Here is an 11,954-nt window from a genome sequence, read left to right as displayed (position 1 = left end):
AAAAAGATGAAAGTCGCAGTAGTAGGTGCTACCGGATTGGTTGGCACCGTAATGTTAAAAGTATTGGAAGAAAGAAATTTCCCGCTAACCGAATTAATTCCCGTTGCTTCTGATAAGAGCGTGGGTAAGTTAATTACGTTTAAGGGTAAGCGGTTTCCAATTGTTAGCATGGATACTGCCATTGGGATGCGCCCAGATATTGCCTTGTTTTCTGCTGGCGGAAGTACGTCGCTCCAGCATGCCCCACGGTTTAAAGAAGCGGGCACCACTGTGATCGATAATTCTTCGGCATGGCGAATGGATCCGAACATTAAATTAGTGGTACCAGAGGTGAATGCCTATACCCTTTCTATTGATGATAAGATTATCGCTAACCCAAACTGTTCTACTATCCAAATGGTAGTGGCATTAAAACCATTGCATGATAAATACCGTATCAAACGCGTGGTCGTGTCTACTTATCAATCTGTTACCGGCACAGGGGTGAAAGCTGTAGACCAGATGATGAATGAACGTAAAGGCATTTATGATGGTGAGATGGCCTATCCCTACCAAATCGATCTTAATGTAATCCCGCAAATTGATGTATTTACAGACAATGGATACACCAAGGAGGAGATGAAAATGATTAATGAAACCCGTAAGATCATGGGCGACGATAAAATCCGTTTAACCGCAACAACAGTGCGTATACCAGTAATGGGCGGACACTCAGAATCAGTTAATATCGAGTTCGAAAATGAGTTCGACCTGGTTGAGGTAACTGCATTATTAACAAAAACCGAAGGGATCATCGTGGTTGATGATGTTGCCAACCTTAAATATCCAATGCCTAAAGATGCCCACGAAAAAGATGAGGTATTTGTTGGGAGGATCCGTAGAGACGAGTCAATGCCAAATACCTTAAATATGTGGATCGTAGCCGATAATTTGCGCAAAGGTGCAGCTACCAATGCCGTTCAGATTGCGGAGTATTTGGTTAAGAAAGAGTTGATATAGTTGAGCGCTAAGCGATAAGCGTTTAGCGATAGCTTAAAGCGATGCAAAAAAGCATCGCTTTTTTTTGATAAAAATTAGCAAAGACAAATGAAAATAATCAAGCTCAGTTTTCTTTTCAGTTTATTGATCTGCATCCAAGGATATGCCCAGTATCCGATAGCCAAATTAGAAGAAGCCTATCAGAACCTAGCATCAGATGAACAGGCAAAATATGCCCTAACTTCGCTCTGCGTATTAGATGCCCAAACCGGCAAGGTTATCTTTGCGAAAAATGAAAATATTGGTCTTGCTACAGCTTCAACCCTTAAAACTATAACCTCTGCTACAGCATTTAGTGTTTTGGGCAAGGATTTTAGGTATCAAACCACCTTAGCTTACAGCGGTAAGATAATGGATGGGACGTTGCAGGGCGATCTGATTATTGTAGGTTCGGGAGATCCTACGCTAGGCTCGTGGCGTTACGAACAAACCAAAGAAAATGTAATTTTAACGACTTGGGTTAGTGCCATTAAAGCAGCGGGAATTAAGAAAATTACTGGCTCTATAATTGGCGATGACAGCCTATGGGGTACGCAAACCATGCCCGAAGGTTGGATTTGGCAAGATATGGGGAATTATTATGGTGCGGGCAGTTCGTCATTGGCTTGGCGTGAAAACCAGTTTGATGTGCACTTAAAACCGGGTTCAAGCTTAGGAGCTGAAGTAAGAATGCTCGAAACCGTACCCGCCATGCCCTACTTAAAAATAATTAATGAACTTAAAACAGGTTCATCGGGCTCTGGAGATAACGCCTACGCTTACCTCCCTCCCTTTGGTGATCTTACCTATTTACGCGGCACCTGGGGCATGGGAATAGGCAAAGCAGGTATCTCATTGGCACTTCCAGATCCGGCCTATGATGCTGCCTATCGATTACAGGATACCCTGCTCCGATTAAACATTACCAGCACAAGCGCTACAACTGCACGACGATTAGGCCTAGAAGGGAAAACTGTTCCCGGAATAACACAAAAATTAAGCACTACAAGCTCACCAGATTTAAGCGAGATGGTATATTGGTTTAATAAAAAAAGTATTAATCTGTATGGAGAGCAATTATTAAGAACCATTGCCTGGAAACTGGACAAAACTCCAACAACAAGGAATGGAGCTGCTAGCGTAATTAATTTTTGGGCTGCCCGAGGGATTGATAAAAATGCGTTGAACATCTTAGATGGCAGCGGATTGTCGCCAGGTACCCGGGTAACCACACTGGCTATGGCTAATGTATTGTTCCAAGCACAAAAAGAAGATTGGTTTACAGCCTATTACAATTCATTTCCAGAAAACAATGGGATGAAATTAAAAAGCGGAAGTATTAACGATGTTTCGGCCTATGCTGGATATTACACCGCAGCAAATCGAAACAAATACATCGCGGTTATCAATGTTAACAACTACAATGGCTCTGGGATTAGTAAAAAACTATTTAGAGTTTTGGACGCCTTGAAGTAGTCCTTTCCACGGGATAAAAAAATTGTATATGCGCATCTATGGCCACAAACCACATAGACCCATAGAAGATATAGCGATGCAAACTCTAGTTTTAAAATAACTATGTGGCCTATGTTTCTATGTGGTATTAAATCAAGGGGATTAGATGTTTTGAAATCATATCCAAATTAGCTAATTTGCTAATTAGACATTTAGCTAATTACCCGAATGGATTTCGAACTCCGCCCTTTTCAACACAGCGACCTACACAGTTTAGTTAAACATGCCAATAATTATAATATTGCGAAAAATCTGAGCAATAAATTTCCGTTTCCCTACACTCAGGATCATGGTATCGCATTTATAAATTTGGCCTTATCGAGCACACCACAAGAAATTTTTGCGATTGCAGTGAATAATGAGGCTGTTGGATCCATTGGTGTACATCCACAACATGATTTCTATGCCAAAAATGCAGAAATGGGCTACTGGATCTCAGAAATTCTTTGGGGACAAGGGATTGTACCCGAAGCCATAAAATTAATGGTTGATTACGGGTTTAAAACCTTTGACATTACCCGCATTTATGCTCGTACGTTCGATACCAATATCAAATCTCAACGCGTTTTGGAAAAAGCAGGATTTACACTGGAGGCAGAACTAAAAGAAACCTTTTACAAAAACGGAACGGTTTACGATGAAATGATCTATGGGATCAGAAAAAATCAATATTAGACAAATGAAAAATTTAAACTTTAGATTAATTCTCAAAGCGGGGCTGATTGCAGGTACCCTAGATATCTTAGCTGCTTGCTTAAATTTTTATTTTAAGACAGGTAAAAGCATAGCCATCGTTTTTAAATACATTGCTCGCGCTGTGTTTGGCAAATCGGCTATGGGAGGTGGGGAAGAAATGGTAGTTGCCGGTATTCTTTTTCACTATGTGATCGCATTCATATTCACCGTTTTATTTGCACTCCTATTTAATAAACTATGGGCATGGTTTCAGCATACATTGCTCATTGCCATTATATATGGTGTGTTCATCTGGTTGGTCATGAATTTTTTAATCGTGCCCAACTCTCATGCATCGCAAATGCCTTTCTCATGGTTGGCCGGACTTACCAACTGCCTCATTCTAATTATTTGCATAGGTTATCCATTAACTTATATCTTCCGCAAAAACAAAGTCGCTATTTAACCTAAAATTGATAAATTGCGGTTTTAAATTTAATTCGCTTCCTATTCATGAGATATTTTATCCTTATCATTTCAGTTCTTTTCTTAAATCTTAACACTTTTGCGCAATCGATCGAAGAGAATACCGAAAATGTTAGCACTACAGAGATCATTAATACCGAAATTGCCATTATTCCAGAACCTGTTTCAGTAAGCAAACTACCGGGGCATTTTGTTTTACCCGCTAACATTGTAATTCATGCAAGTAAATCGCCAGCCTTAAAACAAACGATAGCTTTTTTACAGGAACGCTTATCTGTTCCTACTGGATATTACGTATCAACTACGAGCATTCCATCGGCCACTGCCACAATCAGATTAATTTTAAACGAAAAAACAGACGCCTACATTGGTACTGAAGGGTATCATGTTTCTGTAAACGCCAAACAAATTACCATTAGAGCAAATGAACCAGCAGGTTTATTTTACGGGGTACAAACGCTAATTCAGTTATTTCCCAAAGAAATTGAAAGCAAAGAAGTAATTAAAGGCGTACGATGGACAGCCCCATGCGCTGAGATTACCGATTATCCTCGTTTGGGATGGCGGGGATTAATGTTCGACGTAGCCCGACATTTCTTTACCAAACAGGAAGTAAAGCAATATATAGATGCCATGGTGCGCTATAAATACAACATCTTGCATCTGCATTTGGCCGACGACGAGGGTTGGAGGATAGAAATAAAAGGCCTTCCTAAATTAACTGAAATAGGAGCTTGGAATGTGAAACGTGTTGGTTCTTTTGGCGATTTTATTCCACCAACAGCCGATGAACCACGGAATTATGGAGGTTTCTATACCCAGGAAGATATTAAAGAACTTGTGGCCTATGCAAAAGATCGCTTTGTTAATATCATGCCAGAAATAGATGTTCCCGGCCATAGTTTAGCAGTAATTGCTTCTTATCCAGAACTTTCCTGCACCCCTGAAGCCATAAACTACAGGGTGCGCAGTGGCGAAAAAATTATGGATTGGAGCAAGGGAGCACCTCCTATTGGATTAGTGGATAATACCTTATGCCCAGCCAACGAAAAAGTATATGTTTTTTTAGACACAGTTATTACACAATTAGCACAATTATTTCCATTTGAATATATCCACATGGGTGGTGATGAAGTTTCGCATACCTTTTGGGAGAAGAACGATCAGATCAAGGAATTGATGAAACGGGAAGGACTAAAAACGATTCCCGAAGTTCAAGGCTATTTTGAGCGAAAAGTAGAGCAGATCGTACAGTCGAAAGGCAAAAAATTTATGGCTTGGGATGAAGTTTTAGAAGGCGGAGTTAGTGCTAGCGCCGCCGTTATGAGTTGGAGATCGATGAAATATGGAACGGAAGCCGCTAAGGCGAACCATGAAGTTGTGATGACCCCAACACAGTATGCATACATTGATTACATGCAGGCAGATGCCATCACCGAACCTAAAATCTATGCTAGCTTACGCTTAAGCAAAACCTACGAATTTGATCCAGTACCAGAAGGGGTAAATCCAATCTATATCAAAGGTGCACAGGCCAATTTATGGACCGAACAGGTGTATAACATCCGCCAAGCCGAATACATGACTTGGCCACGCGGTTTCGCAATGGCGGAAGCGGTATGGAGCCCTAAAGAGAAAAAGAACTGGACCAACTTTTTTGCCCGTACAGAACAACATTTTCAACGTTTGGATATTGCCGAAACCAAATATGCACCCAGCGTTTACGACCCTATTTTTACCGTAAAACGTTCGGCAGACCGGAACTTATTAATTACCCTCGCTACCGAAGTTGAAGGATTGGATATGTACTATAGTTTCGACAATTCGTTTCCAGATCGCTTTTATCCAAAATATACTGGCGCCCTTGTGCCACCTATTGATGCAAAATTTTTAAAAGTAATTACCTATAGGGGTAAAAACCCAATAGGTAGGATGATGAACATGCCAATAGAAGAACTTGAAAAACGCGCAGGTAAAAAGTAGAAGAACTACTCTTGTTTGATGAGTTTTTTTTGCGAATGAAACGAAATGCTATCATTTCTTCTATTCTTTATGCTCAAGTTTTTTGGTAGATTTAATTTTAATAACCTGTAAGGGAAGGATGCCTAACACAAAAATCACTCTCATGAAATTAAAACTTACGATAGTCTTTTTATTCTTCTGCTCTGTCACCGCCCTATTTGCTCAAAATACTAAGGTAAATCTTGTAAAAGAGCCAACATCAAAAAAGATTAATGTTTTTATAGGTGATAAGCTCTTTACCAGTTTTTTGTATCCTGATAGTCTCGAAAAACCATTTCTATATCCCGTATTTGCTCCGAAGCAGATTGATGTTACCAGAGGTTTCCCTTTAAACCCTAAACCAGGAGATCCCACTGATCATCCCCATCATATCGGGATCTGGTTCAACTTCGAAAATGTAAACGGACTTGATTTTTGGAATAATTCTTATGCCATTCCGAAAGAAAAAAAGAACCAGTACGGTTGGATCAAAACTGATAACATTCTAGAAATCCACGGTGGAGTTAAAGGGGTATTGGTTTACCATGCCAATTGGACCAATCAAGCGAATGAAACATTGCTTGAAGAAACAACAAGATTTGAATTTAGTACAATTGGCAATAACCGAATAATTGATCGTTTTACAACGTTGAAGGCCAAAATTACTACTACATTTGCCGATGCCAAAGATGGAATGCTGGGCATGCGGCTAGCCCACGAACTGCAAATCCCTACAGATAAAGACCAAAAATTTACCGACGATAAAGGAAACGTTACGCTGGTTAAGGGTGGAGATGACAAAATTCCAAATGGCAATTACCTTACTAGTGAAGGAAAAATAGGAGATGTGGCCTGGAGTACGCGTGCGGCATGGTGCCTAGCCTATGGAAAAATGGCCAACAGTATGGTAAGTGTGGCCATCATAGACCATCCAAAAAACGTAAACTACCCTACCTTTTGGCATGCCAGAGGCTACGGACTTTTTGCAGCAAATCCGCTAGGCGAAAAAATATTTACCCAAAATAAGAGCGAGAAAAACCTAAAGTTAAATCCTGGAGAGTCAGTTACCTTCAACTACCGGATTGTAGTAGCATCCCAAGACCAGCCGCTTTCTCCCTCGCAACTCAATACAATGGCAGATGCGTTCGCAAAAAAATAACATCAAAAACGGCACCTACGTTCTTTGTGCATTCCTTGTTCTTAAGTTCATCATCCAATATCTGGTTATAAATCCGGTTTATGATCTACAGCGAGACGAATATCTGCATTTAGACCAAGCGAAGCATCTGGCTTGGGGATATCACTCTGTGCCGCCCGTTACCTCTTGGATCTCATGGATAATTTTGCAATTGGGCAATGGCTATTTTTGGGTTAAATTTTTCCCTGCGCTATTTGGCGCCCTAACTATTTTAGTGGTTTGGAAAACGGTGGAAAGTTTAAAAGGGAATTTATACGCCTGTATTTTAAGCGCCCTTGCAATCGTTTTTTCTGCTTTTTTAAGAATAAACCTATTGTATCAGCCCAATTCATTAGATATTTTATGTTGGACACTATTATATTACACCCTCATTCGTTTTATCCAGACCCAACAGTATAAATGGCTCTATTTAATGGCCATTAGTTTTGCGCTTGGATTTTTAAACAAGTATAACATTGCATTCTGTTTAGTTGGCTTATTGCCTGCGCTTGTATTGAGCAAACAGCGAATCCTATTTGTAAAGCCTCAATTTTATCTTGCTATTGGTTTAGCAGCCCTATTAATTGCGCCTAATCTCATCTGGCAGTTTCAACATGGTTTTCCGGTAATTAAGCACATGAAAGAACTCACCGAAACACAATTGGTGCATGTAAACCGAATGGATTTTGTGAAAGACCAGGTATTATTCTTTTTAGGTTCGTTATTTATCATCTTTACTGGTTTTATCTCCTTATTTACCTATGCTCCGTTTAAACCCTATAGAATCCTGTTTTGGGGCTATGCATTTACCATCATTCTATTTATTTATTTAAGGGCAAAAGGATACTATGCAATTGGCCTATACCCTATATTTTTAGCATTTGGAGCTGTTTACCTAAGTCATTTATTACAATCGGGCTGGAAGTTTTATTTACGGTACCTGGCCATAGCCATAATCTTATTGCTATTTATCCCTGTACTTCAGATTGCCCTGCCCTTAAGAACGCCAGAAAAATATGCTGAGGCGGCAAGGTTGCACAAGCCATTTAGCGAGCATACCTGGGAAGATGGAAAGACCTACCCTATTTCACAGGATTTTGCCGACATGCTAGGATGGAAAGAATTAGCCCACAAAGTGGATTCTGTATATGCCAGCATAGCTGATAAAGAACATACTTTTATTTTGTGCGACAATTATGGTCAGGCCGGATCTATTAACTACTACACAAAAACAGGATTAATAGCGAATTCTTTTACAGATGATTACGTTAACTGGATAGAACTGAAAGCGCCAATCTATACGATAATCCGCATTAAAAATACCGAAGAGGGCCTTTCAAGAGAAAGGGCACTTTTTGAAAGTGTAACTTCCGTTGCTGAAATAGAGAGTACATATGCCAGAGAGAAAGGAACGGAGATCCTCCTTTTAACTGGGCCTAAAACCGATGTGAGGACACTTTTGGAGCAAGAGCTGAAGAAGCGAAGGGAGTAAAGCGGGTGGCGCTAAGCGGTTGGCGCAAAGCGTTAAGCGGTTGGCGATAGGCGATAAGGGTTGAGCGGCTGGCGATAAGTGTTGTGCAAAGCGATAGCATCCTTCCTAATACGCCTCGTCTCCCATCTCCCATCTTACATCTCACATCTTACATCTCACTCTCTATTGCAATTCCCATTTCTTCTTTGTACATTGTATAGAGCTTAAAAAAGGGGGTATATTATGAACGTTATCCAAAAAGTAGAGCACTGGGGCGATGCCCATCAAGTTAAGTGGTTAGCTATAGCTCGCATCGTATTGGGCTTAATCATTTTTAGTAAAGGCATTGCGCTGATCAGCGATACGGCCCATCAACAAGAACTTTTATTTGAAAACAGTGCATTCGGCTTTTCGGGCATGATGAGCAGTGTAGCCATTCATTTGGTAGCCTTTGCCCATTTGGTAGGCGGCATTTTAATTACCATTGGTCTGGTTACCCGTTTCGCTGTAGTTATCCAAATCCCCATTTTAATTTGTGCCATTATTTTTGTAAACCTTACTCATGGTTTCTCGGCACTCAACTCAGAACTATGGCTTTCATTAATTGTATTGTGCCTATTGGTGCTGTTCTGGATCATAGGTTCAGGAGCATTCTCGGTTGATCAACAGATTAAGAGAAAGTGATTCAGTTCTCGGTTGGCGGTTTTTTCCAAAGGGATGCCTCTGGCACAGTTGGCAGTTCTCAGTTTCTCAGTATACTTTAAGATGTGAAACTAGCGATTAGCAAATAATTTATCCCCATCAAATTCTATAATGGTGCACATACTTACATTGAGTACTTTCGCAATTTGTGAAAGGCGCTTTACCGTGATATCCACTTCATCGCGTTCAATTTTTCCATAGCTGGTGCAAGAAATCATCAATTCTCTAGCAACATGCTTACGTGGGTAGTTTCTTAACTCTCTTATTTTTTTGATTTTTTCTCCAATGTTGTCCATATTTTCACAGCTATAAATGTTACTACAACTTTTAAAATAGGATGATTTTAAAAAACAATGGGCAACCTAAACTATAGCTTTTCTGTTATAAAACCAACAATAAACACCCACGCTGATAATTTGTCAAGTTTCTGGAACAATTTGTCAACCTTTCGGCCTTGCCACTTTCTCCATTCCATATTAAATTAGCGGCAGGTATTTACTAGATGAGCTAATGAAATTGATACGTAGAGATTTCATTTTTTTCTGGCTTTATTTAAGCACAAATATTACCTTTCATTTTTAAAGATGATCATGAAAAAACTCTTCGGCATAATTCTGTTATTTATTGCTTCAAGCACGTTTGCACAAACCCAAAAAGACAACTATTTTAAGCTAACGCGTGCAAATTTTATAGAAAAAAACGCGCTATCTACCACTGCTTTTGTAGAAAAATATTTCCGTATCCCCGGCAATACAGGTTTTAATGCAAGTATCTTTTATGTTGAAGATCTCTTAAAAAAAGCGGGTTTTGTTAAAGAGAAAAAAAATGAATTTGAAGCACCATTAACCTATCGCATAGAAAAACGCCCAATGAAGGGCAAAACTTGGGAGCCGGTTAGTGCAAGGGTTGATATTATTGGAGAGACCCTACCCTTAATCTCCTTTACAACTAATCGAAATATGATCCCGATCAATTGCCCTTCAACAGTTGCGGGTGGCGTAACCGCCGAAGTTGTTTTTGTTGGAAAAGGCACAGCTACAGACTTAGAAGGAAAAGACCTAAAAGGTAAAATACTATTTGCCGAATCGGGCGCAAGTAGATTAGTTGGAGCTGCGATAAAAGCAGGAGCAATTGGTGTGATGGGCTATTCGATCCCTAAATATAACCAACCAGAAAAGTATCAAACCTCTATCTCTTTCGGAAGTATCCAACAAAATTCGAGCATTTGGGCCCTGTTTTTATCGTATTCAGTAAAAGAAAAGTTAAAGGCAGCATGTTTAAAAGGTGTGGTTAACTTACATGTAGATATTCAGACAAAGATCTATCAATCAGAAGAATTAACCTTGGTGGCAAACGTGAGGGGAAGTGTAAGCCCTAAAGAACGCTTTGTTTACAGCGCACACGTGCAAGAGCCAGGTGCAAATGATAATGCAACCGGGGTTGGTACCTTGGCGGAGATGGCGAGGGTTACCGCAAGTTTAGTAAAAAACGCTAAGTTAAAACCCCAACGGACCCTTACTTTTTTATGGGGCGATGAAATAGTTGGGACCAGAAGATATATTACCGAAGATAAAGAACGTGCAAAAGGAATTTTATGGGGAATGAGCCTGGATATGGTTGGCGAAGATACCCAAAAGACAGGTGGTAGTTTCTTGATCGAAAAAATGCCAGATCCATCTGCAATATGGACCCGCGGGGCAGATAAACACAGCGAATGGGGCGCGGGCGATGTAAAAGAAAGTGATATTATACCACATTACTATAACGATTTCATTTTCGATATTTGTAAGGAACAAGGAAGGTTTGCCAATTGGACGGTTAATTTTAACCCCTTTGAAGGAGGTAGCGACCATACCCCATTTATTGATAATAAAATTGCTGGTTTATTAATGTGGCATTTTACCGATGTATTTTATCATACTGATAATGATAGGATCGATAAAGTTTCTGCTACAACGATGAAAAACGTTGGTGTTAGTGCTTTAACTGCAGCCTATACCTTGGTTACGGCAAATGAGAATACGGCTAGTGCTACTGTTGCAGAATTAAAAGAAGACGCACTCACTCGGTTAAAAACGGAGTTCGAACTTAGCGCAAAAGCGATAACTGAGGGAAAATCCGCAGCAACAGAACGTCATATTATCGAAGTTTGGGGCAAATATTACGTAGATGCATTGGCCACAATTGGAAGTATGGCCGTTAAACCTCAAACTACAAGGGTCGGTTCTACCATCAAAGTAGCCACACTTCAATTGGAGAAAGTTACTCAGGGTTATTTGGACATGTTCAAGTAACCTTTTACTCAAGTAACAAAAGGCTGCCGCAAATAAGAACAACCTAACAGAACGCTGAACACCGGTTAAAAACGATTAACTAAAAAAGGCCTCCTTTATTAAAGGAAGCCTATACTTAAACAGAGATATTAATCAGAAAAATCTTATTTCTTTTTATCAGAAATGTATTTTTCTATTACCTTACGATCGTTTGACCCTGTAGCACGTTTAGCTCCCGTAACTTGCTGGATGCTTACTCCCATTTTTGTTGCTACATGAGAAAGTTCATAATCTTGTGATGAGTTTACTTTTTTTCTGTCGTTACTTGTTCCTTGCTTTGCCATTTTGTTTTTCTTTAAGTTGATGTATAATTGATTGATAGGTTTTACATGTTGTGTTCGGAAATTAGCTCACCAATTTGCAGCACTAGACCTTCATCCAGTTCATCCATAGTTTTCCACTCCACGCCCATTTCACCTGGCTCTGGGTAAATAACGCCTAACTTTTCCTCTCCCTCTAAAATTCTAAATGTTCCGTTATCTTGTGGATCAATCGTATAGGTACTTTCTAAGAGTTGTATATCGAACTGTTGCATATGCTGATTTTTTGCTATAAACATGTGATTTGAGCTATTGTT

General features: G+C 39.8%; 12 protein-coding genes. 9 read left to right on the top strand and 3 right to left on the bottom strand.

Annotated elements, in window-relative coordinates:
* Window positions 1–6 precede the first annotated feature (6 nt).
* From AC6H0V_RS18045 to AC6H0V_RS18010, 8 genes are all read left to right on the top strand, one after another.
* Window positions 7–999 carry an aspartate-semialdehyde dehydrogenase gene (locus tag AC6H0V_RS18045; RefSeq protein WP_497561599.1) on the top strand — a complete coding sequence of 331 codons (993 nt, stop codon included), beginning with the start codon at window positions 7–9 and terminating at the stop codon, window positions 997–999.
* An 87-nt stretch (window positions 1,000–1,086) separates the two neighbouring features.
* On the top strand, window positions 1,087–2,493 hold the full coding sequence (gene dacB, locus AC6H0V_RS18040; RefSeq protein WP_497561598.1) for a D-alanyl-D-alanine carboxypeptidase/D-alanyl-D-alanine endopeptidase: 1,407 nt from the start codon (window positions 1,087–1,089) through the stop codon (window positions 2,491–2,493).
* Between the two features lie 207 nt (window positions 2,494–2,700).
* Window positions 2,701–3,207, top strand: coding sequence for a GNAT family N-acetyltransferase (locus AC6H0V_RS18035; protein WP_497561597.1), 507 nt, complete (start codon window positions 2,701–2,703; stop codon window positions 3,205–3,207).
* 4 nt (window positions 3,208–3,211) lie between these two features.
* On the top strand, window positions 3,212–3,673 hold the full coding sequence (locus AC6H0V_RS18030) for a hypothetical protein (protein ID WP_497561596.1): 462 nt from the start codon (window positions 3,212–3,214) through the stop codon (window positions 3,671–3,673).
* 47 nt (window positions 3,674–3,720) lie between these two features.
* A complete protein-coding gene (locus AC6H0V_RS18025; protein WP_497561595.1) occupies window positions 3,721–5,676 on the top strand; it encodes a beta-N-acetylhexosaminidase in 1,956 nt (651 codons plus the stop codon).
* Between the two features lie 142 nt (window positions 5,677–5,818).
* Complete coding sequence (locus AC6H0V_RS18020) at window positions 5,819–6,853, top strand: DUF6807 domain-containing protein (protein ID WP_497561594.1); 1,035 nt, start codon at window positions 5,819–5,821, stop codon at window positions 6,851–6,853.
* Complete coding sequence (locus AC6H0V_RS18015; protein ID WP_497561593.1) at window positions 6,834–8,363, top strand: glycosyltransferase family 39 protein; 1,530 nt, start codon at window positions 6,834–6,836, stop codon at window positions 8,361–8,363. Before AC6H0V_RS18020 ends, AC6H0V_RS18015 begins: the two co-directional genes overlap by 20 nt.
* Before the next feature lie 222 nt (window positions 8,364–8,585).
* The gene (locus AC6H0V_RS18010; protein ID WP_497561592.1) at window positions 8,586–9,026 is read left to right on the top strand and encodes a DoxX family protein; all 441 of its coding nucleotides are present in this window, start codon (window positions 8,586–8,588) and stop codon (window positions 9,024–9,026) included.
* Window positions 9,027–9,115: 89 nt separating this feature from the next.
* Here the strand turns inward: AC6H0V_RS18010 and AC6H0V_RS18005 are convergent, their stop codons facing one another.
* Entirely contained in the window at window positions 9,116–9,340 is a 225-nt protein-coding gene (locus AC6H0V_RS18005) for a helix-turn-helix domain-containing protein (RefSeq protein ID WP_497561591.1), read from the bottom strand.
* Window positions 9,341–9,634: 294 nt separating this feature from the next.
* Here AC6H0V_RS18005 and AC6H0V_RS18000 point away from each other — a divergent pair, with 294 nt between their 5' ends.
* Window positions 9,635–11,338 (top strand): M28 family peptidase, encoded by a 1,704-nt coding sequence (locus AC6H0V_RS18000; protein WP_497561590.1) that lies wholly within the window; start codon window positions 9,635–9,637, stop codon window positions 11,336–11,338.
* Window positions 11,339–11,481: 143 nt separating this feature from the next.
* On the opposite strand, the gene AC6H0V_RS17995 is transcribed toward AC6H0V_RS18000, so the two are convergent.
* Together AC6H0V_RS17995 and AC6H0V_RS17990 are read right to left on the bottom strand one after the other, a co-directional pair.
* Entirely contained in the window at window positions 11,482–11,661 is a 180-nt protein-coding gene (locus AC6H0V_RS17995; protein WP_497561589.1) for a DUF3606 domain-containing protein, read from the bottom strand.
* 41 nt (window positions 11,662–11,702) lie between these two features.
* Window positions 11,703–11,912 carry a hypothetical protein gene (locus AC6H0V_RS17990; protein ID WP_497561588.1) on the bottom strand — a complete coding sequence of 70 codons (210 nt, stop codon included), beginning with the start codon at window positions 11,910–11,912 and terminating at the stop codon, window positions 11,703–11,705.
* Between the last annotated feature and the right edge of the window lie 42 nt (window positions 11,913–11,954).

The organism is Pedobacter sp. NO84 (genome assembly GCF_059703915.1).
This window is presented reverse-complemented; position numbering and strand designations above follow the sequence as displayed.